The 19,102-nt window shown below is 64.7% G+C and carries 20 protein-coding genes and 1 tRNA gene; 6 read left to right on the top strand and 15 right to left on the bottom strand.

What is annotated here, in order from left to right; all coding sequences use genetic code 11:
* Positions 1 to 46 precede the first annotated feature (46 nt).
* A complete protein-coding gene (locus AWB79_RS07795) occupies positions 47 to 1,426 on the bottom strand; it encodes an amidase (protein WP_061167017.1) in 1,380 nt (459 codons plus the stop codon).
* A 158-nt stretch (positions 1,427 to 1,584) separates the two neighbouring features.
* On the bottom strand, positions 1,585 to 2,967 hold the full coding sequence (gene hemN, locus AWB79_RS07790; RefSeq protein WP_061166811.1) for an oxygen-independent coproporphyrinogen III oxidase: 1,383 nt from the start codon (positions 2,965 to 2,967) through the stop codon (positions 1,585 to 1,587).
* A gap of 147 nt (positions 2,968 to 3,114) precedes the next feature.
* On the opposite strand from hemN, the gene AWB79_RS07785 reads away from it, so the two are divergent.
* From AWB79_RS07785 to AWB79_RS07775, 3 genes are all read left to right on the top strand, one after another.
* Positions 3,115 to 3,393 (top strand): YkgJ family cysteine cluster protein, encoded by a 279-nt coding sequence (locus AWB79_RS07785; protein ID WP_061167016.1) that lies wholly within the window; start codon positions 3,115 to 3,117, stop codon positions 3,391 to 3,393.
* An 88-nt stretch (positions 3,394 to 3,481) separates the two neighbouring features.
* Complete coding sequence (locus tag AWB79_RS07780; protein WP_061166810.1) at positions 3,482 to 4,075, top strand: DUF1439 domain-containing protein; 594 nt, start codon at positions 3,482 to 3,484, stop codon at positions 4,073 to 4,075.
* A gap of 63 nt (positions 4,076 to 4,138) precedes the next feature.
* Positions 4,139 to 4,972: an undecaprenyl-diphosphate phosphatase gene (locus tag AWB79_RS07775; RefSeq protein ID WP_061166809.1), complete on the top strand. Its 834-nt coding sequence runs from the start codon at positions 4,139 to 4,141 to the stop codon at positions 4,970 to 4,972.
* Positions 4,973 to 5,040: 68 nt separating this feature from the next.
* On the opposite strand, the gene trmB is transcribed toward AWB79_RS07775, so the two are convergent.
* From trmB to AWB79_RS07760, 3 genes are all read right to left on the bottom strand, one after another.
* The gene (gene trmB / locus AWB79_RS07770) at positions 5,041 to 5,784 is read right to left on the bottom strand and encodes a tRNA (guanosine(46)-N7)-methyltransferase TrmB (protein ID WP_061166808.1); all 744 of its coding nucleotides are present in this window, start codon (positions 5,782 to 5,784) and stop codon (positions 5,041 to 5,043) included.
* 76 nt (positions 5,785 to 5,860) lie between these two features.
* Positions 5,861 to 5,935, bottom strand: a tRNA-Gly gene (locus AWB79_RS07765).
* 52 nt (positions 5,936 to 5,987) lie between these two features.
* Positions 5,988 to 6,548 carry a YggT family protein gene (locus tag AWB79_RS07760; RefSeq protein WP_061166807.1) on the bottom strand — a complete coding sequence of 187 codons (561 nt, stop codon included), beginning with the start codon at positions 6,546 to 6,548 and terminating at the stop codon, positions 5,988 to 5,990.
* Positions 6,549 to 7,908: 1,360 nt separating this feature from the next.
* Between AWB79_RS07760 and AWB79_RS07755 the strand changes: the two genes are divergently transcribed.
* On the top strand, positions 7,909 to 8,211 hold the full coding sequence (locus tag AWB79_RS07755; RefSeq protein ID WP_061166806.1) for a hypothetical protein: 303 nt from the start codon (positions 7,909 to 7,911) through the stop codon (positions 8,209 to 8,211).
* 109 nt (positions 8,212 to 8,320) lie between these two features.
* Here AWB79_RS07755 and AWB79_RS07750 read toward each other — a convergent pair whose 3' ends face one another.
* The 4 genes from AWB79_RS07750 to AWB79_RS39375 all read right to left on the bottom strand — a co-directional run bounded on the left by AWB79_RS07750 (position 8,321) and on the right by AWB79_RS39375 (position 12,069).
* Positions 8,321 to 8,989 carry a LysE family translocator gene (locus AWB79_RS07750; protein WP_061166805.1) on the bottom strand — a complete coding sequence of 223 codons (669 nt, stop codon included), beginning with the start codon at positions 8,987 to 8,989 and terminating at the stop codon, positions 8,321 to 8,323.
* A 5-nt stretch (positions 8,990 to 8,994) separates the two neighbouring features.
* Positions 8,995 to 9,990: an asparaginase gene (locus AWB79_RS07745; protein ID WP_061166804.1), complete on the bottom strand. Its 996-nt coding sequence runs from the start codon at positions 9,988 to 9,990 to the stop codon at positions 8,995 to 8,997.
* A complete protein-coding gene (locus tag AWB79_RS07740) occupies positions 9,990 to 11,585 on the bottom strand; it encodes a UbiD family decarboxylase (protein WP_061166803.1) in 1,596 nt (531 codons plus the stop codon). Before AWB79_RS07740 ends, AWB79_RS07745 begins: the two co-directional genes overlap by 1 nt.
* A 313-nt stretch (positions 11,586 to 11,898) precedes the next feature.
* A complete protein-coding gene (locus tag AWB79_RS39375) occupies positions 11,899 to 12,069 on the bottom strand; it encodes a hypothetical protein (protein ID WP_157695711.1) in 171 nt (56 codons plus the stop codon).
* Positions 12,070 to 12,184: 115 nt separating this feature from the next.
* Here AWB79_RS39375 and AWB79_RS07730 point away from each other — a divergent pair, with 115 nt between their 5' ends.
* Positions 12,185 to 13,333, top strand: coding sequence for a lytic transglycosylase domain-containing protein (locus AWB79_RS07730; RefSeq protein WP_061166801.1), 1,149 nt, complete (start codon positions 12,185 to 12,187; stop codon positions 13,331 to 13,333).
* Between the two features lie 70 nt (positions 13,334 to 13,403).
* On the opposite strand, the gene AWB79_RS07725 is transcribed toward AWB79_RS07730, so the two are convergent.
* The 4 genes from AWB79_RS07725 to ribBA are packed head-to-tail and all read right to left on the bottom strand — an operon-like array spanning position 13,404 to position 16,749.
* On the bottom strand, positions 13,404 to 14,597 hold the full coding sequence (locus AWB79_RS07725; RefSeq protein WP_061166800.1) for a pyridoxal phosphate-dependent aminotransferase: 1,194 nt from the start codon (positions 14,595 to 14,597) through the stop codon (positions 13,404 to 13,406).
* Between the two features lies 1 nt (position 14,598).
* Positions 14,599 to 15,033: a transcription antitermination factor NusB gene (nusB, locus tag AWB79_RS07720; RefSeq protein WP_061166799.1), complete on the bottom strand. Its 435-nt coding sequence runs from the start codon at positions 15,031 to 15,033 to the stop codon at positions 14,599 to 14,601.
* Positions 15,030 to 15,533: a 6,7-dimethyl-8-ribityllumazine synthase gene (gene ribH / locus AWB79_RS07715; RefSeq protein ID WP_061166798.1), complete on the bottom strand. Its 504-nt coding sequence runs from the start codon at positions 15,531 to 15,533 to the stop codon at positions 15,030 to 15,032. Before ribH ends, nusB begins: the two co-directional genes overlap by 4 nt.
* A 52-nt stretch (positions 15,534 to 15,585) precedes the next feature.
* Positions 15,586 to 16,749 carry a bifunctional 3,4-dihydroxy-2-butanone-4-phosphate synthase/GTP cyclohydrolase II gene (gene ribBA / locus AWB79_RS07710; protein ID WP_061166797.1) on the bottom strand — a complete coding sequence of 388 codons (1,164 nt, stop codon included), beginning with the start codon at positions 16,747 to 16,749 and terminating at the stop codon, positions 15,586 to 15,588.
* Between the two features lie 180 nt (positions 16,750 to 16,929).
* Between ribBA and AWB79_RS07705 the strand changes: the two genes are divergently transcribed.
* Entirely contained in the window at positions 16,930 to 17,325 is a 396-nt protein-coding gene (locus AWB79_RS07705; RefSeq protein ID WP_061166796.1) for a hypothetical protein, read from the top strand.
* Between the two features lie 7 nt (positions 17,326 to 17,332).
* On the opposite strand, the gene AWB79_RS07700 is transcribed toward AWB79_RS07705, so the two are convergent.
* Together AWB79_RS07700 and ribD are read right to left on the bottom strand one after the other, a co-directional pair.
* Positions 17,333 to 17,947: a riboflavin synthase gene (locus AWB79_RS07700; RefSeq protein ID WP_061166795.1), complete on the bottom strand. Its 615-nt coding sequence runs from the start codon at positions 17,945 to 17,947 to the stop codon at positions 17,333 to 17,335.
* Between the two features lie 43 nt (positions 17,948 to 17,990).
* A complete protein-coding gene (gene ribD / locus AWB79_RS07695) occupies positions 17,991 to 19,085 on the bottom strand; it encodes a bifunctional diaminohydroxyphosphoribosylaminopyrimidine deaminase/5-amino-6-(5-phosphoribosylamino)uracil reductase RibD (protein ID WP_061166794.1) in 1,095 nt (364 codons plus the stop codon).
* Between the last annotated feature and the right edge of the window lie 17 nt (positions 19,086 to 19,102).

Below are 19,102 nucleotides of genomic sequence, written 5' to 3'. Positions count from 1 at the left end.
TAGCGCGAACGGCCGAAGCGCAAAAAACGCGACGGCCGTCACGGCTTCAGCGCGTGGTTTCGAGCACCGCTTCGACCGCGCGGCCGATCGACAGCAGCGCGTCGTCCGAGTGCGGCGCACCCGCGAGCATCAGGCCAACCGGCGCCTCGCCGCGCGGATGACACGGCAGCGACAACGCACAGGCGTCGAGGAAATTGAACGCGGTCGGATTGCGCAGGATCAGCGCGTTGGTGCGCGTGAAGGCGTCGTCGTCGGTTTCGAGATCGGCGATGCGCGGCGGCAGCACCGGCACGGTCGGGCACAGGATCGCGTCGAAGCGCTGCCAGAGCGTGGTGCGCGCTTCCTCGATCATCGCGGCGCGCGCTTCGCACAAGTCGATGTAGTCGGCCGCGCTCGCCGCTTCCGCGCGCTGCAGGCGCGCGAGCACGCGCGGATCGTACTCGGCGCCGCGTTCGGCCATCAGCTTGCGATGCCACGCGTGCGCTTCGATCGCGACCAGCGGGATGCGGTTGATCTCGGGCAGGCGATCGAGCGGCGCGAAACGCACGTCTTCCACGAGCGCGCCCGCCGCAGCGAGATGGTTGATCGCCGCGGCGACCGCGTTCGCGACCGGCGGCTCGACGCCATCGGTCACGTAGTGGGTGAGCACGCCGAGACGCACGCCATCGAGCGGGCGCGTCGCGGGCACGCCGGGATCGCGGCCCGCGAGAATCCGGTCGACCAGCGCGCAGCACGCGACCGACATGCCGATCGGGCCGAACGAGTCGAGCGTTTTCGAGAGCGGAATGCCGCCTTGCTTCGGGATGCGGCTCGCGGTCGGCTTGAAGCCGGTGATGCCGCAGAGCGCGGCGGGAATGCGGATCGAGCCGCCGGTATCGGTGCCGAGCGCGACCGCGGCCATGCCGTCCGCGACCGAGGCCGCCGCGCCCGACGACGAGCCGCCCGCGATTCGCTCGTCGCCGGGCGCATCGGCGCGCCAGGGCGAACGCGGCGTGCCGTAGTGCGGATTGAGGCCCAGGCCGGAGAACGCGAACTCGCTCATGTTGGTGCGCCCGACGATCACCGCGCCGGCCCGGCGCAGGCGCGCGACGGCCGGGGCGTCGGTTTTGGCGGGCGCGGCGTCGTTCAGCGCTTTCGAGCCGGCGCGCGTCACCTGGCCTTCGATATCGAAGAGATCCTTGATCGACACCGGAATGCCGGCGAGCGGCGAGAGCACGGTGCCCGAGCGGCGCAGCGCATCGTGGGCGTCGGCGGCGGCGCGGGCGTGGTCGGCGTCGACCTGAAGGAAGACCGTCGAGCCCTGACCCGCCGGATCGGCGATGCGTTCGAGCGCCGCCTCGACGAGCGCACGGCTGGTCGTGCGGCCGGCGCGCAAATCTGCGGCGAGTTGGGCGAGGGGAGCGAACTGCGGCGAAGTGGTCGGCATGGCGTCGTGCAGTGGCGTGGCCGCGTGCGAGAAGGCCGGCCCGCGCCTGGCGCTTCGCATCGCGGCAGTGAATGGATGGGCGCGCCTTGTCTCGAAGCGAAAACGAGGCCGCCCGGGGTGGCTGTCATTCTAAGCCACCGAGGCCGATGCGGATCGTTTCAGATCGTACGTGAGAAGCGCGTGAGACTCGCCTGACCCAGATAGCGGTCGAATACCGATGCGACGTTGCGCACCAGCATGCGTCCGGCGGGCAGCACGCGCAGCGCGTCGCGCGAGAGGTCGATGAGACCGTCGCCCGCCATCGGCGCGAGGCGCGCGAGTTCGTTGGCGAAAGCGTCGGGGAATTCGACGCCGTGGGCCTGTGCGACATCGTCGAAACGCAGCTCGCCGCCGCACATGATGCGCATGATCACATCGCGGCGCAGCACGTCGTCGGCGGAGAGGCGCACGCCGCGCGCGATGGCGAGTTGGCCCGCGTCGATCGCCGCGGCGTAGTCGGGCAGCTCGCGCGCGTTCTGCGCATAGACCTGGCCGACCTTGCCGATCGACGACGCGCCGATGCCGATCAGATCGCAATCCGCGTGCGTGCTGTAGCCCTGGAAATTGCGCTGCAGCGTGCCGGCTGCGTGGGCGCGCGCGAGTTCGTCGCCGGGCAGCGCGAAGTGATCCATCCCGATGTACACATAACCCGCCTCACTCATGCGCGCGATTACGCGTTCGAGAATCGCGAGCCGCTCGGCGGGCGAGGGCAGCGCGCTTTCATCGATCTGCCGCTGCATCTTGAAGAGCGTGGGCATGTGCGCGTAGCCGAACACGGAGACGCGATCCGGCTTCATGCCGATGATCGCGTCGAGCGTCTCCGAGAAGCTCTCGACGCTCTGATGCGGCAAGCCGTAGATCAGATCGACGCTCACCGACTTGAAGCCGTTCGCGCGCGCGGCGTCGAGCACGGTTTCGGTCAGCGCGCGCGGCTGGATGCGGTTGACGGCGCGCTGCACGCGCTCGTCGAAGTCCTGCACGCCCAGGCTCAGGCGATTGAAGCCGAGTTCGCGCAGCAACGCGATGGTGTCCGCCGACGCCTCGCGCGGATCGACTTCGATCGAATATTCGGCGCGCTCGTCGGGCACGAGATTGAAGTGCTCGCGGGTAGCGGCCATGAGTTCCGACATCTCGTCGTGCGAGAGGAAGGTCGGCGTGCCGCCGCCCCAGTGAAGCTGCGTGACCGGGCGCGACGTGTCGAAGAGCGCGGCCTGCAGCGCCAGTTCGCGTTTCATGCGATCGAGATAGGGACGCGCGTGCGCGCGGTTCTTCGTCGCGACCTTGTTGCAGCCGCAGTAGAAGCAGACGGTGTCGCAGAACGGAATGTGGAAATAGAGCGAGAGATCGGCAGCCGCGCTGCCTTGCCGTGCCGCTTCGCGATAGTGCGCGGGGTCGAAGGAATCGGTGAACTGGACGGCGGTCGGATAGGACGTGTAGCGCGGGCCGTTCGAGTTGTAGCGTTCGAGGAGGTCGGGGCGGAAGAGCGTTGCGGCGGGAGTCATGGTGTGCCTCTGGGGATCGACCGAGTGTAAGGCGACGTTGCGCGCCGTTCTTGCGTGATAAGGTCGCAGCCGATCATTGCGCTTTGACGAAACGCAAAGGTGCGGCATGGGAGAATGTCGCTTTCGCTGTCATTTTTCAGTAGCGTCATGCCGATCGATTCATCGCCTCATGCCTGCCGCGAGGGTTGCGGCGCGTGCTGTATCGCACCTTCCATTTCGAGTCCCATTCCGGGCATGCCGGAAGGCAAGCGCGCGGGCGAACGCTGCGTGCAGCTCGACGACGATCTGCGCTGCAGGATTTTCGGCGATCCGCGCAGGCCGGCCTGTTGCGGCGGCCTGCAGCCATCCGTGGAGATGTGCGGGGAAACGCGGGAGCAGGCGATGGTGTGGATCGAGAGGTTGGAGCGACTGACGCAACCGCACTGAGATTTCACGGTCCAATGGACCAACCCACGAATGACGCCAGGCGCTCCGCGCCGCGCAGACCTGAACAAAAAGAACTGGAGGATCACGCATGACGGAACCCGTCGCGCCGCTGCGGCGCCGGATCGTGCTGGCAGGATTGATGTCGCTCCCCGCACTCGCTTTCACCTCGACGGCCTTTGCCGCATCGAACTCGATATTCCCCTTCATTCCGGACCACTACACATTTTCGACGCAGCAGGTCCAGGCCGCCGTCGCGCGCAAGTTCCCGCTGCAACGCACGGCTTCGCAGATTTTCGACGTCGTCCTGAGCAATCCGGTCGTCGGCATGGCGCCTGACCGCAACCGCGTGACGGTGCGCGTCGATGCGCGACTCGCATCGCCCTTCATGCCGAATCCGGTGAACGGCGCATTCACGCTGTCGACCCAGCTCGGCTACGATGCGCCGAGCCGCTCCGTCATCCTCGTCTCCCCGACAGTTGACGACGCACAGTTTTCCGGCGACGCCGCGCAGTACAACCAGCAGATCGCGTCGGTGGGCGCGCAACTCGCGGCGCAACTGCTCGACCGCTATCCGATTCACACCTTCAAGCCCGAGGAACTCCAGTTCGCCGGAGTGTCTTACGAACCCGGTACAATCACAGTCCTTACAAACGGCATACGTGTGCAGATCGTCGAGAAGTAAATCGAAATCGCTGCGCAATGTGCTCCACAACTCACAGCGGCAACGGCGAACAAGGGCTGAAGGATGGACTGGATACTAATGATCAAGGCGCTGATTCTAGGCGTCGTGGAGGGCTTGACCGAATTTCTGCCGGTTTCGAGCACGGGGCATTTGATCGTGGCGGGCAGCTTGCTGAATTTCACCGACGCACAGTCGAAAACCTTCGACGTCGTGATCCAGTTTGGCGCGATCCTCGCGATCTGCTGGGAATTTCGCGCGAAGATCGCCTCCGTGGTCACGGGGCTGCCCGCGCGCAGCGACGCGCGGCGCTTCACGGTGAACGTGATCATCGCGACCATCCCGGCCGTCGTGCTCGGCCTGCTGTTCGAGAAGCACATCAAGTCGGTGCTGTTCTCGCCGGTGCCGGTTTCCGTGGCGCTGATCGTCGGCGGCATCGTGATCCTGTGGGCCGAAGCGCGTCAGCGCGAGCGTGGCGCCGCGGCGCGCGTGACCTCGGTCGATGATCTCTCGCTCGCCGACGCCTTCAAGGTCGGCCTCGCGCAATGCTTCGCGCTGATTCCGGGCACCTCGCGTTCCGGCGCGACGATCATCGGCGGGATGCTGTTCGGGCTGGAACGGCGCGTCGCAACGGAGTTCTCGTTCTTCCTCGCCATTCCGATCATCTTCGGCGCGACGATCTACGAAATGGCGAAGTACTGGCGCGCGCTCACCGCCGACGATATCGGGCTGTTCGCCATCGGGCTCGTGGCGGCGTTCGTGAGCGCGTTCGTCTGCGTGCGCTGGCTGCTGCGCTACGTCGCGTCGCACGATTTCACGGCGTTCGCGTGGTATCGCATCGGCTTCGGCCTGCTGATCCTGATCGTCGGCTACAGCGGCGGACTGAGCTGGGCCGACTGAATTTCGCGCATCGCTCCAAAGCAAAACGCCACGGCATGCCGTGGCGTTTTGCTTTTCCATGACGCTTTTCAGCGGCGCCGGAACATCAGATCCCAGACGCCGTGGCCGAGCCGCAGGCCGCGCCGCTCGAACTTGGTGACCGGGCGGAAGTCCGGGCGCGGCGCGTAGCCGTCGACGGTGTTTGCGAGCGCGGGCTCGGCGGACAGCACTTCGAGCATCTGCTCGGCGTAGTTCTGCCAGTCGGTCGCGAGATGGATATAGCCGCCCGGCTTTATGCGCGACACGAGCAGCGCGACGAACTTCGGCTGGATCAGCCGGCGCTTGTGATGGCGCGCCTTGTGCCACGGGTCGGGGAAGTAGATGTGCACGCCGTCGAGACTGTCCGGCGCGATCATGTGCTCGAGCACTTCAACGGCGTCATGCTGAAGGATGCGGATATTGCCGAGCGCCTGCTCGCCGATCAGCTTCAACAACGCGCCGACGCCCGGCTCGTGCACTTCCACGCCGATGAAGTCGTCTCCGGGGCGCACCGCCGCGATTTCCGCCGTGGTCGCGCCCATGCCGAAGCCGATCTCGAGCACGCGCGGCGCCTTCCGGCCGAAATGCGCGTCCCAGTCGGCCAGTCCGGGCGAATAAGGCACGACGAAGCGCGGGCCGAACTCGTCGATGGCGCGTTGCTGACCGGGGGAAAGACGCCCCGCGCGGGTGACGAAGCTGCGGATGCGGCGATGATGCAGCGTCGTCTCTGCGTTCGTATCGGGTTGGACGTTGTCGCCGTTGTGGTCGGCTTCGTTCCGGGGATCGTGGTTCATGGCGAAACGTTGGAATGCGATGCTGAAAACTAAAAAGCCGCCCAAGCATGACTTAGGGCGGCTTTCGCGGTGATTCTGGAGCGGGCGATGGGAATCGAACCCACGTCAGTAGCTTGGGAAGCTACGGTAATAGCCATTATACGACGCCCGCGTGAGCCGCATATTGTAAGCGCAACGCGTCCCGAGGCGCAATCGCGCGCCTTTCAGATGCCGATGAACTTCAGCGAATACTCGACGCGCGTCACGACCATCAGCAACACCTGCACGATGACGAACAGCAGGATCGGCGAAATGTCGATGCCTCCCAGACGCGGCAGGATGCGCCGCAACGGATCCAGGAACGGCGCGGTGATCTGATAGAGCAGCGGCATGGCCGGCGACTGCGGATTGAGCCACGACAGCAGCGCCATGAGAATCGTCATCCAGATGATCAGATTCAGCGCCCACTTGACGACGTCCAGCACCGCCGACACGGCGAGTCCGGGCAGCATGATCGTCGGATCGATGCCCGCCACGAGCACCATCAGCACTTCATAAACGGCCGCCGCGATCAGCGCGGCGAGAATGCTGGCCCAATCGATCTTGCCGCCCGGCAGGATCTTGCGCAGCGGCAACACGATCCAGTTGGTCGCCTGCATCACGGCATTCGAAACCGGGTTGTAGGGCGGCATGCGCACGACCTGCATCCATGCGCGCAGCAGAAGCGCCGCACCGAACAGGGTGAAAACGGTATTGAGCAGAAAACGGGCGATATCGCCGAACATCTCGGGTCCTCTAGAAATCGTGCGCAGTGTCTTGACTTGCGCCAGGTCGAATGAGCGAAACAGGTGAGGGGCGACAGTCGCGCTAGCGCACGCCGTGCCGCCCTCGTGTGCGACGAGGGACGCGCGTGGTGTCGGAGCGGCCGTCCGGGCCGCGCGGATCATGAATGCTGACCTTGATCATTGTTCGTTCTCTGGACTTGAGTGTCGTGCCGAAGTCATCGCCGCGCGCAACGGCAGAACGGCGCCTGCGCGTTCGCCCGTTTTCGCGTTTTCCTTTCGATGAACTTCGCGATTTTCTGATTGCGGCAGCCTGCGTTCCCCGCCCGTCGGGCTTGCCCGATGGGTGCCGGACGTCACCTTAACACGGCTTCGAGACAGCTTGGGGGCGTTGTCGCACGCGCCACGCGCGTTTGATGCGTCGACAGGGAGAAAGGGCGAGAAAGCATAACGTAAGGTAAATGCTTGCGCAAACACGTGCATCGGAAAACCCTAGTGTTGCCAAAGCGAGACGGTCTCGAAAAGCGCATTTCACGCAAAACTGGCAGGATATGGCAACGGAAAATGAAAGAGCGAAACCCCGAAGCGCACGGCAACTCATTTTGAAATGCGCGCGACAACGGGACATTGCAACGCATGCGGGGAAGCAGAACGGGCGCGGTGTGAAAGTCGCTTTCGTGCCGGAACGACATGCTCTCTGCTGAATGTGGTTCAACGCACATCGAGGCCGGGAGTTGGTTTCCTGGCGAACATCGGTGAACGAACAGGGCGCAAATACTAAAGAGAATACGGATTCAGCGGGAAAGGCGTCACTGCAAGTCTGTCGGTTTTCCCCGAGGTTTCATTCGCTACGTTCGGAGGTCGTATGAGCATTTTCTCTTATCGAAAGCATCTGCGATTCTTGAGCCAGACCCAGCGGCGCCGGTGGTGGGATCAGAAAAAGCGCCTCACCCCACGCGTCGTGATAAGCGGAGCGTATGTGCCGCCGAATGTCACGCGTGAATTCGCTTATGTGAAAGTGGGCTGATTCGCGGTTTTTCAGCCACACGGCGCGAGCGCTTTGGAAGCCCCGCCGGACGTTCGTCCGGCGGGGCTTTTCCTTTCATTTGTAAATAGACGTTACGTGCTTTTCACAGCGCGCCGCGACTCATGCGTATTACGTTCTGCCGAGGTCCGCCGAACGGTCTATAGGAGACAATCGACGCGCATTGCTTTCCTTTTCTAACCGTCGGCCGGTTAAAGAACTTGCAATTTGCAACAAATGCCGTCAACGAGATCCGCGCTTTTTCGTTAAATTCGATTCATACCGTCGCTCGTGAGCCGCCTGGATCGGCAGACACGGGAAGCGACGAGGAGAACGAAAGTGAAAAAGCTCGGTGGTTTTCTGGTCGCTGGCGCGCTCGGCGTGGGGTTGGTCGGCGCAGCGCAGGCGCATGTGTCAATCGGCGTGGGTATCGGGGTGCCCGCCTATCCGGTCTACGCGGCGCCTCCCGCGCCGGTTTACATGGCTCCGCCGCAGCCGGTGTATGTCGCGCCGCCTCCGCCTGTCGTGTATGCGCCGCCGCCCGCTGTGGTCGTCGGCGGCTATGGCGGGTACGGCTACTATGGCCGTCCGTACTACCGGCATCACGGTTATTACCGCCACGGGCCGTACTATCGTTATTGATCGGCAGGCGGTTCGAAATCAAAAAAGGCGATGCATGCGTGCATCGCCTTTTTTCATTTGTGACGTCCACCGCAAAAACGATCGCAATTCGTCGCGCGAGAATGAATTATCACGATGCCGCGTTGACGATCAGATCGCGGTAGCCGTTGACGATCACGCTATACGCAAAGTAGGCGAAGAGCGCGGCGGACATCACGTGGCAGGCGCGCAGGAGCTGCGTGCCGGCGCGCTTTCTGCCGTGGCTCGCGAGCGAGCAGATGAGGAGTGTCCAGCCGAGCCCGCCGCAGAAGAAGCCAGTGAGAAACACGGAGGCCGAGACGGGACTCGTCGCGCCGGCCTTTGCGATGAGCGCGCCGCCCACCGCCGCGAACCAGAGGATCGCGCTCGGCGACGACACCGCGAGCAGACATCCGCGCACGAAGCTTTTCCAGTGCTTCGGGCGCGGCGCGCTCAGGTCCGCCTCACCTTCGACGGGCGGCGCGGAAGCGGGATAGAGCGCCTCGCGCGCCATCTTCCAGGTCAGAAAGAGCAGGACGATCGCACCGCCGATCCACACGACCCAGCGCACGGTCTCGAACTGCAGCAGCGCCGACATGCCCGCGAGCGCGAGCGCCGCGTAAAACAGATCGCCGAAACAGGTACCCAGGCCGAGCACGAGTCCCGGCTTGAATCCATGCGACAGCGCGAGCGAAATGATCGCGACATTGGCGATCCCGATATCCAGACACAGCGACAGCGACAGAAAAAATCCGTCCGACAGCAACGACCACGAATGCATGTTTGTTATTGATGGTTTTGAAGCGTGAAGCTCACGTCGAGACGGCCGGTCGGCACGTTCATTGTGTTGCGCAGTGGCGGATCGCGGAAGGCGGCGAGGGCGTCACGTTGCTGCCGCGAGCCGATGTCGAGCAGATCGAGCACATGCATGACGACCGCGTTGAGCACGGCCGTGTTGCCGTCCTCCACCTTCACCGCGATGCCGCGCGCCCCTTCGGGACCACGCACGCCGATCGCATAGCTCGCATCCGCGCCGGTCTTGCCGACGAGCGCGCCGCCGAACGCCTGCATCAGCAGCGTGCAGAAGCGTCCTTCTCCCGCGACGAGTTCCGGATGCGACGTCATCGCACGATGAATGCGCGCCAGCGCGGAGCCTTCCGGCGCCGCTGCGATCTTCATGTAGAGCCGCGCGAGACGTTCGAGCGGGAACGCGGGCGTCGGCAGATTGCAGCCGTCGATGGCCCATTGCACTTTGTCTTCGCTCAGGTCGATGGCCTGCGCCATCGTCCGTTTGACGCGCGCTTGCAACGGATGCCCGGGCAAGTGGTAATCGGAGAGCGGCGCGTTCATCGCGCGTGCGCCCGCGAGCATGCCGGCGTGCTTGCCGGAGCAATTGCTGCACACGGGCGTCGGCGTGAAGTCGCGTCTGATCCAGTCTTTATAGACCGCATCCGAAATCGGCGGATGGCCGCCGCAACGCAGATCGCTTTCGCTCGCGTTCGACTTCGCGAGCATCGCGCGGGCGCGTTCGATATGGCGCGGCTCGCTGCTGTGCGAGCCGCACATCAGCGCTAGGTCTTCGTCGGTGAAGCCGAAGCGCTCGAGCGCGCCGGTCTCGATGACGGCCAGCGCCTGCGCGGGCTTCGCCGCCGAGCGCGGCAAAGTCACGCGAGACGGATCGCCGAAGAAATGCACGAGACGGCCATCCGCATCGACGACGGCGACATGCGCCGCGTGCGTGTTCTCGATGACATCACCTCGATAGAGCGTGGCAGCGATCATTATTTATCCAGTCCGAGTTCAGTCCAGAGAGTATCGACGCGCCGCTTCACGGCTTCGTCCATGACGATCGGGCGGCCCCATTCGCGGCTGGTTTCGCCGGGCCACTTGTTGGTCGCGTCGAGTCCCATCTTCGAGCCGAGACCCGCGACCGGCGAGGCGAAGTCGAGATAGTCGATCGGCGTGTTGTCGACCATCACGGTGTCGCGCGTCGGATCGACCCGGGTGGTGATAGCCCAGATGACTTCCTTCCAGTCGCGCACGTTCACGTCCTCATCCACGACGACGATGAACTTCGTATACATGAACTGACGCAGAAAGCTCCACACGCCGAACATCACGCGCTTCGCGTGGCCGGGGTAGCTCTTCTTCATCTGCACGATCGCCATGCGATAGCTGCAACCCTCGGGCGGCAAATAGAAGTCGGTGATTTCGGTGAACTGCTTCTGCAACAGCGGCACGAACACTTCGTTCAGCGCGACGCCGAGCACCGCGGGCTCGTCCGGCGGCTTGCCGGTGTAGGTCGAATGGAAGAGGGCGTCGCGACGCATGGTAATGCGCTCGACGGTGAACACCGGAAACCATTCCTGCTCGTTGTAATAGCCGGTGTGATCGCCGTAAGGGCCTTCGAGCGCGTGCTCGTATTTCGCTGCAGCGCCACTTGACGGACGCGGCGGTGCGCCGGCGGGCACGGGCGGCACATTGCCTTCGTGCGGATAAATAAATCCTTCGAGAACGATTTCCGCGCGCGCGGGCACTTGCAATGTATCGACGCCTGGCGTGATGCATTTGGCGAGCTCGGTGCGCGATCCGCGCAGCAAGCCCGCGAACTGATACTCCGACAGGGAATCGGGCACCGGCGTGACGGCGCCGAGAATCGTCGCGGGATCGGCGCCGAGCACGACCGCGACCGGATAAGGCTTGCCGGGATTGGCCAGCGCGAATTCGCGGAAATCGAGCGCGCCGCCGCGATGCGCGAGCCATCGCATGATGAGCTTGTCGCGCCCGATCAGCTGCTGCCGGTAGATGCCGAGATTCTGACGCGGCTTGTTCGGTCCGCGTGTGACGGTGAGTCCCCAGGTGAGCAGCGGTCCGGCGTCGCCGGGCCAGCAGGTTTGTATGGGAAGACGGCCGAGATCGACATCCTTGCCTTCCCACACGATTTCCTGGCAAGGCGGCGAACTCACCGACTTGGGCGCCATGTCCCACACGGCCTTGGCGAGCGACAGCAGCTTGCCCGCGTCCTTCAGACCCTTGGGCGGCTCCGGCTCCTTGAGCGCGGAAAGCAGCCTGCCGACATCGCGCAGCGAACTCAGCGCGGCGACATCGCTGCCGAGGCTCACATCGGAACCAGTCTGCGCCTCGGTTTCGATGCCCATGCCGAGCGCGACGCGCCGCGTCGTGCCGAACAGGTTCGCGAGCACGGGCATCGAATGGCCGGTGGGTGCTTCGAACAGAAGCGCTGGCCCGCCCGCACGCAACACGCGGTCGGAGACTTCGGTGATTTCGAGAACGGGGGAAACGGGCTGCCGAATGCGGCGCAGTTCACCGAGCGCTTCGAGGCGGGCGGTGAAGTCGCGCAGATCTTTGTATTTCATCGATGGTCGTCAAGGGACTCGGAGGAGACTCGAAGGCGCTTGAGGCGCTGGACTCGAAGGACGGGACGGCTGCGCGCCAAGCGATTGTCGATTTTACCTGCGTCGGCGTCCGTGCGTTCGGGGACATTCAGCAAAATCCGCTGGCCACGCCCCAACCGACGTGCGTTCCGGACGCTGAACACTGTTCAATATAACTGTAAGTAATTGAAACTGAAGTCTATAGCATTGACGGATCATTAAACCCTGTTAGAATCGCTTGGCATCTATTGCAGGTTTTGAAATTTTTTACCGCTGCCTCAGGTTTTTCAGACGCTCATGCGTCGCCTGCGCCGCTCCTGCCCGGCGATTCATGGCTGTTGGTTGTCACTGCCGGCGTTTCTCGCGCCGGTTTTTTCGCGTGGAAGGCCATCTGCGCACTCAGGGCATGTTGTTCGTGCCGCGCAAACCGGTGACGCTTGCCGGATCGGCTTTCCAGACGGCTCATGCCGTATCCCCGATGCCGCTTACGCTTGCCTTGAGCCGGCGGTGTCTGATTTGTGTTTCGAATACGTGCTTCATTCGTATTCATCTGCGCAAATCATGCAACATTGGGAGTATCGATGAACGCATCAGTTTGGTGGGGTTCCGACACCCGCGCCGCGCAGATCATACGCGTAGTGCTACGTCGCGGACGCCGTTTGAGTCACCATCTCTTCGCCGTGGTCGGCGGCGCGGCCATGGTCACGGCGCTCGCGCTCTGGCTGCTGCCGTCGTGGCGCACCACGTTCGCCGCAAGGATCATGCCGTTCGTGTCGGCGGCGGTCCAGGCCGGTCCGGCGCGGCTGCTCGCGGGCCAGCCGCTTCCGCCGTTCTCGGCGGTGCATCGTCAGCCCAGCGATCCGATGCTGCCGGTGAATCTCGCAGCCAACGCGCCTGCGGCGGGGAAAAATGCGCCGGGCGCACTCACGCCCTCGCTCGGCGCCGCCGCGTCCGACGACGCGAGCACGCATCAACTCACCGGCGGCATCAGCCTCGCTGTCTCGCCGAACGGTCTCGATCCGCGCACCATGCCCTCCGTCGGCATGCTCGCGAGCATGATTCCGGCGCAACGCGTCGTAGCCGATGCGCGCGACGACCGCGTGCTGGTCTCCTCGCGTGAGCAGAAGCTGGTGGCGAACTTCATCGCGCGCCGCTATCGCGTGGCGGAAGAGCCGGTCGCCGATCTGGTCCGCGCTGCGTTCGACACCGGTCGCGAAGTCGGCCTCGATCCGCTCCTGCTGCTCTCAGTGATGGCGATCGAATCCGGTTTCAATCCGTATGCGGAAAGCGGCGTCGGCGCTCAGGGCCTGATGCAGGTGATGTCGAAGGTCCATTCCGACAAGTTCGAGTATTTCGGCGGCTCGCACGCGGCGCTCGATCCGCTCGCGAACATCAAGGTCGGCGCGCTGGTGCTGAAGGATTGCATCGCGCGCGGCGGCTCGGTGGCGGGCGGCCTGCGCTATTACGTCGGCTCGAGCACGCAGGACGATGGCGGCTACGGCGCCAAGGTGATGGCCGAGCGTTCGCGTCTGCGCGATGTCGCGCGCGGCCGCAACGTGCCGATCAACGCGCCACAGGCGCCGGTCCAGGCCGCGCCGAAGCAGGTTCTGGCGTCGGCGGCGGCGGACAAGCGCGTGCACGTCACGATCGATACGTCGAAGAAGTCCGCGTCGCAGGACGATGGCGATAGCGACGCCAAGCATGTGGCGTCGGCGGAATTCGGCGCTTAACAATCGCGCGCGGAACTTCAGATGAAAAAAGGCACCCTCGGGTGCCTTTTTCTTTCTCTGCGCCCGCGTTTTATCGGCTGAAAAGAGAGCCCAGCCGCTGCACCGCTTCCTCCAGCTTCGCGTGCGAGGTCGCATACGAAAGACGGATGTAGCGCTCCGGCGCATGAAAGCCGAAGTCCGCGCCCGGCACGAGTACGACGCCCGCGTCGTGGAGCATCGAATGCGTGAGGGCGTCGCTATTGCCGGCAGCGGGGTGATGAACCGTCGTCGTATCGGCGTAGACGTAGAACGCGCCGTCCGGCACGACCGGCACGCCGAAACCGAGCGAGCGCAGCGCCGGCACGATGTAGTCGCGCCGCCGCTTGAACTCGAGCCGGCGCGCTTCGTAGATCGCGATCGTCTCCGGCTCGAAACACGCGAGCGCCGCGTGCTGCGCCAGCGCCGACGCGCAGATGAACAGATTCTGCGAGAGCTTCTCGACCGCGCTGACCATCGCCTGCGGCACGACGAGCCAGCCGAGCCGCCAGCCGGTCATGTTGAAATACTTCGAGAAGCTGTTCACGGTGACGACGTCGTCGCCGAAGGAGAGGGCGGAGACGGGTTTCGCGTCGTAGCTCAATCCCTGGTAAATCTCGTCGACGATCGTGAAGCCGCCGCGTGCACGCACCGTGTCGACGATGCGCCGCAACTCGTCCGGCTCGATCGACGTGCCGGTGGGATTCGAAGGCGACGCAAGCAGCACGCCGCGCGTCTTGTCGCTCCAGTTTTCCTCGACGTGCGCGGCCGTGAGCTGGAACCGTTCGGCCGGACCGCTCGGAATCAGCACCGGCTTGCCATCCGCCGCCGATACGAAGTGCCGGTTGCACGGATAGCACGGATCGGGCATCAGGACTTCGTCGCCGTTGTCGACGAGCGCCATGCACGCCAGCAGCAGCGCCGCTGACGCACCCGCCGTCACGACGATGCGCTCCGGATCGACCGTGAGGCCGAAGGTATCGCGATAATGCCGCGCGATCGCTTCGCGCAGCGCGTGGATGCCGAGCGCGTTGGTGTACTGCGTGACGCCGCGCTTCAATGCTTCGGCGGCGGCGTGCGTCACCGGCTCCGGAGCCGTGAAATCCGGCTCGCCGATGCTCATGTGGATGACGTCGCGGCCCCCGCGCTCGAGCGCCTGAGCCTCTTTCATCAGCTCCATCACATAGAAGGGCTCGATCTGACCGACGCGGGATGCGAGGCGCATCAACGGCTCTGACGCCTGGTTCATGTCAGTGACGGCCGCGCGCCTGCGCTTCGGTCGGGCGCATCGCGACGGCGAGCTTGTCGAGCACGCCGTTCACGTACTTGTAGCCGTCCGAGCCGCCGAAGGTCTTCGTCAGCTCGACCGCTTCATTGATCACGACGCGATACGGCACGTCGATGTGATGCTTGAACTCGAACGCCGCGACCAGCAGCACCGCGCGCTCGACCGGCGACAACTGCTCGATCGGGCGGTCGAGGCACGGCTGCAACTGCGCGGAGAGATCGTCCGATTCCTTGATCACGCCGTGCAGGATCGCATCGAGATGCTCGCGGTCGGCCTTGTCGAAGCCTTGCGAATTGCGCAACTGCGCGTCGATTTCACCGGCGGGCGCGCCCGACAGCAACCATTGGTAAAGCCCTTGCGTCGCGAGTTCGCGCGACCGGCGTCGTGCGCTCTTCATGCACGGTCCTCGTCTTCTTCGTCTTCATCATCGCCGCCGAGCTGCTCGAGCGCGACGGACAGATTCGCCATTTCGACCGCCACGCGCGCGGCGTCGCGGCCTTTTTCGGTCATGCGGGCCACGGCCTGCTCGTCGTTCTCGGTCGTCAGCACGGCGTTGGCCACCGGAATGCCGAAGTCGAGCGCGATGCGCGAGATGCCCGAGCCGCTTTCGTTCGACACCAGTTCGAAGTGGTAAGTCTCGCCGCGCACGACGGCGCCGAGTGCGATCAGCGCGTCGAACTGGCCGGATTCCGCCAGCTTTTGCAGCGCGAGCGGAATTTCCAGCGCGCCCGGCACGGTGACGAGCAGCACGTCCTGGCCGATCACGCCGAGGCGTTCCAGCTCTTCGATGCACGCGTCGGCCAGGCCGTTGCACACCGGTTCGTTGAAGCGCGACTGCACGATGCCGATGCGCAAGCCGTCACCGTCGAGGTTCGGCTGGTATTGTCCGATTTCCATGAATTGTCCTTCGCGTGGAATGGTCTGGGATTGGGTTGAGTGGCCGGCGGTCTCAGGCCGAGCGCAACTGGGTGACGGGCGGCTCGGCGGGCGCGGCGGTCGTGGGGCCGCCGGGCATCGGAATGAAGCCCGTGACTTCGAGCCCATAGCCCGACATGCTGCCGAGTCTGCGCGGATTCGCGAGCACTTCCATCTTGCCGACGCCCAGGTCGCGCAGGATCTGCGCGCCGATGCCGTAAGTCTTGAAGTCGATCGGGCGGCGTTGCAGTTCCGCCGCCTTCTCTTTCTGGTCGAAGGCGCGGAACACGTCGACGAGATGCTCCTTCGTGTCGCCGCAGTTGAGCATGACGACCGCGCCGAGATCGCGCGCGGCGATTTCCTTCATCGCGGCGTCGATGGTCCATGAGTGTGTGGACGAGTCGATTTCGAGCAGATCGATCACCGAGAGCGGCTCGTGCACGCGCACCGGCGTTGCGCGATCCGGATGCGGCGAGCCGCGCACGAGGGCGATATGCGGCGAATGCGTCGGCTCGTCGCGATACAGCACCGCGCGGAACGGGCCGTGCGCGGTCTGCATGGTGCGCTCGCAGACTTTTTCGATGATCGATTCGGTGCGGCTGCGATAGTGGATCAGATCGGCGATCGTGCCGATCTTGATGCCGTGCTGCTGGCTGAACTCAATGAGATCGGGCAGCCGCGCCATCTCGCCGTCGTCCTTGATGATTTCGCAGATCACGGCGGCGGGCGTGAGGCCGGCGAGCGCGGTGAAATCGCAGCCTGCTTCCGTATGTCCCGCGCGCACCAGCACGCCGCCCGGCTGCGCCATGATCGGGAACACATGGCCCGGCTGCACGATGTTCTCGGCGCGGGCGTCGTGCGCGACGGCTGCCTGGATCGTGCGGGCGCGGTCCGAGGCCGAAATGCCGGTCGTGACGCCTTCTGCCGCTTCGATGCTCACGGTGAACGCCGTGCCGTACTGCGTGCCGTTGCGATGCGTCATCAGCGGCAGGTTCAATTGCCTGCAGCGCTCCTGCGTGAGCGTGAGGCAGATGAGGCCGCGGCCGTGCTTCGCCATGAAGTTGATGGCCTCGGGCGTGACGAATTCGGCGGCGATGACGAGATCGCCTTCGTTCTCGCGATCTTCTTCGTCGACGAGGATCACCATCCGGCCGGCTTTCAGTTCAGCGATGATCTCAGGAGTGGAGGCGAGCGACATGATGACGTCCCGTGCGGGTCCGGTTTGGGGAAAGCGCGTATTTTACGCCACGGCCGATGGACCGTTGCTGAAATCGGTGGCCCGGGTCGTGTGGAGTTTTCCTAGGCCGTTCGGACGAATGGTGCGAAGGCGGCGCGGCTGGGAAACTGGCCGGACTCCAACTATCGAGGCGTGACTTAAATGATCGGCATCTCAGCACCGGAAGCGGCGGACCGCGTCGCCGCACTGCGCATCACCACGCATTTCGCGGCGCGACTCCTCGATATCGAGCGGCAGTTATCCGAGGCGGGGCGGCCAACGGCGTACCATGCTCTGCTCGACCTGTTGAATAAGCAGACGATTCCGCTGCTGCAGGGCACGCCGCGAATCGGTTGCCGCTTCGTCGACGAGAAACAGGGTCCGTTCGAGCGGGCGGTCGCCAGCCCGCTTCTCACCGACCTGCTCGAACGCGGAAAGGCGGCGGGCGGCGAGTTGCGCGTGTACACGTTCGGTCACACGCCGCCCGATCACTACGTGCTTTTTTACCTGCTGGTCGACGACACCGTCTATCTGCTGTCGATCCGCATGCGGCAATGAGTGCCGCTTACTTCGCGTTCATCATGCGCTCGACGTAACGCGCGATCAGATCGATCTCCAGATTGACCTTCGCGCCGGGCTTCAGCGCCTTGAGCGTCGTGACTTCCACGGTGTGCGGAATGAGGTTGATGGAGAACTCGCAGCCGTCGGTGCGGTCGCTGACGGCATTCACCGTGAGGCTGACGCCGTTCACGGTCACCGAGCCCTTGTAGGCCAGATACTTGCCGATGTCCTTCGGGGCCACCACGCGCAACTCGTGCGATTCACCCACCGGTTCGAACTTCGACACGACGCCGAGACCGTCCACGTGACCCGAGACGAGATGGCCGCCCAGCCGGTCGTGCGCGCGCAGCGCCTTTTCCAGGTTCACCTGCGCGCCGGCGTCGCCCAGCCCGGCCGTCTTGTTGAGGCTTTCGCGCGACACTTCGACATCGAACGCGTTTGCTGATTTTTGAATCACCGTCATGCACGCGCCCTGAATCGCGATGCTGTCGCCGAGTTCGACGTCGGCAAGATCGAGACTGCCCGCGGCGACCGTCAGGCGAACGCCGGCTTCCGGCTCCGCGCCCAGCGGCGTGACGTTTTCGATGCGGCCTACTGCCGCGACGATTCCTGTGAACATCGGTTTCCTTCCTTGTCGGTGCTGATTACCGGGTGACGTTTGCTCAGGCGTTGCGGGCGAGTATGCGCAGATCGTCGCCGAGCCGGTCGATGCGATGAAACTTCAGATGTGGCCGCGCATCGAGGGTATCCGGCGGCGCGAAATCGAACATGCCGGGCGCGCTGCCGAGCAGGCTCGGCGCGAGATAGATCAGCAGTTCGTCGACGCAGCCTTCGCGCAGGAGCGAGCCGTTGAGCTTGTGGCCCGCTTCCACGTGCAGTTCGTTGATGCCGCGATCGGCAAGCGCGGTGAGCATGGCGGGCAGATCGACCTTGCCGTGCTCGTTGGAAAGCTCCATCAGGTCCGCGCCTTTCTCGCGCAGTGCGTCGATGCGGGCGGCTTCGGCGTTCGCCGAATGGAAGATCCAGAGCGGCGCGCCGTCGAGAATGCGCGCCTGCATCGGCACGTCGAGGCGACTGTCGATCAGCACGCGCTGCGGCTGGCGCGGCGTGTCCACCGCGCGCACGGTCAGTTGCGGGTCGTCCTCGCGCACCGTGCCGATGCCCGTGAGGATCGCGCAGGCGCGGGCGCGCCACGCGTGGCCGTCGGCGCGGGCGTCCTCGCCCGTGATCCACTGGCTTTCGCCGGTGGGCAGGCCGGTGCGGCCGTCGAGCGTGGCCGCGACTTTCATGCGCACCCACGGCCGGCGGCGCGTCATGCGCGACACGAAGCCGATGTTCATTTCATGCGCTTCGTTCGCGAGCAGCCCGCAGCGCACGTCGATGCCCGCGTCGCGCAGCATCGCGAGACCGCGACCTGAAACCGACGGGTTCGGGTCTTCCATCGCGGCGATGACCTTTTCGACGCGCGCGTCGATGAGCGCGTGCGCGCAGGGCGGCGTGCGCCCGAAATGGCTGCACGGTTCGAGCGTCACGTAGGCAGTGGCGCCGCGCGGGTCCTTGCCGCGAGCGCGCGCGTCCTTCAGCGCGCGTACTTCGGCGTGATCCTGCCCGGCGGGCTGCGTGAAGCCCATGCCGATTACTTCGCCGTTCTTGACGAGCACGCAGCCGACGCGCGGATTCGGCGTCGTCGTGTACATGCCCTTCGAGGCGAGCGCGAGCGCGCGCTCCATGTGCGTGAAGTCGGTTTGCGAGAACATCGGCGCGGCCCGCGGCG

This window comes from Caballeronia hypogeia, assembly GCF_001544875.2.
Taxonomy (GTDB): domain Bacteria; phylum Pseudomonadota; class Gammaproteobacteria; order Burkholderiales; family Burkholderiaceae; genus Caballeronia; species Caballeronia hypogeia.
This window is presented reverse-complemented; position numbering and strand designations above follow the sequence as displayed.

What these genes read in the sequence shown, in the direction of transcription:
- AWB79_RS07795 (WP_061167017.1), bottom strand. Translation starts at nt 1,426, where the DNA reads ATGCCGACCACTTCGCCGCAGTTCGCTCCCCTCGCCCAACTCGCCGCA.
- hemN (WP_061166811.1), bottom strand. Translation starts at nt 2,967, where the DNA reads ATGACTCCCGCCGCAACGCTCTTCCGCCCCGACCTCCTCGAACGCTAC.
- AWB79_RS07785 (WP_061167016.1), top strand. Translation starts at nt 3,115, where the DNA reads ATGCCGATCGATTCATCGCCTCATGCCTGCCGCGAGGGTTGCGGCGCG.
- AWB79_RS07780 (WP_061166810.1), top strand. Translation starts at nt 3,482, where the DNA reads ATGACGGAACCCGTCGCGCCGCTGCGGCGCCGGATCGTGCTGGCAGGA.
- AWB79_RS07775 (WP_061166809.1), top strand. Translation starts at nt 4,139, where the DNA reads ATGGACTGGATACTAATGATCAAGGCGCTGATTCTAGGCGTCGTGGAG.
- trmB (WP_061166808.1), bottom strand. Translation starts at nt 5,784, where the DNA reads ATGAACCACGATCCCCGGAACGAAGCCGACCACAACGGCGACAACGTC.
- AWB79_RS07760 (WP_061166807.1), bottom strand. Translation starts at nt 6,548, where the DNA reads ATGTTCGGCGATATCGCCCGTTTTCTGCTCAATACCGTTTTCACCCTG.
- AWB79_RS07750 (WP_061166805.1), bottom strand. Translation starts at nt 8,989, where the DNA reads ATGCATTCGTGGTCGTTGCTGTCGGACGGATTTTTTCTGTCGCTGTCG.
- AWB79_RS07745 (WP_061166804.1), bottom strand. Translation starts at nt 9,990, where the DNA reads ATGATCGCTGCCACGCTCTATCGAGGTGATGTCATCGAGAACACGCAC.
- AWB79_RS07740 (WP_061166803.1), bottom strand. Translation starts at nt 11,585, where the DNA reads ATGAAATACAAAGATCTGCGCGACTTCACCGCCCGCCTCGAAGCGCTC.
- AWB79_RS39375 (WP_157695711.1), bottom strand. Translation starts at nt 12,069, where the DNA reads ATGAGCCGTCTGGAAAGCCGATCCGGCAAGCGTCACCGGTTTGCGCGG.
- AWB79_RS07730 (WP_061166801.1), top strand. Translation starts at nt 12,185, where the DNA reads ATGAACGCATCAGTTTGGTGGGGTTCCGACACCCGCGCCGCGCAGATC.
- AWB79_RS07725 (WP_061166800.1), bottom strand. Translation starts at nt 14,597, where the DNA reads ATGAACCAGGCGTCAGAGCCGTTGATGCGCCTCGCATCCCGCGTCGGT.
- nusB (WP_061166799.1), bottom strand. Translation starts at nt 15,033, where the DNA reads ATGAAGAGCGCACGACGCCGGTCGCGCGAACTCGCGACGCAAGGGCTT.
- ribH (WP_061166798.1), bottom strand. Translation starts at nt 15,533, where the DNA reads ATGGAAATCGGACAATACCAGCCGAACCTCGACGGTGACGGCTTGCGC.
- ribBA (WP_061166797.1), bottom strand. Translation starts at nt 16,749, where the DNA reads ATGTCGCTCGCCTCCACTCCTGAGATCATCGCTGAACTGAAAGCCGGC.
- AWB79_RS07705 (WP_061166796.1), top strand. Translation starts at nt 16,930, where the DNA reads ATGATCGGCATCTCAGCACCGGAAGCGGCGGACCGCGTCGCCGCACTG.
- AWB79_RS07700 (WP_061166795.1), bottom strand. Translation starts at nt 17,947, where the DNA reads ATGTTCACAGGAATCGTCGCGGCAGTAGGCCGCATCGAAAACGTCACG.
- ribD (WP_061166794.1), bottom strand. Translation starts at nt 19,085, where the DNA reads ATGTTCTCGCAAACCGACTTCACGCACATGGAGCGCGCGCTCGCGCTC.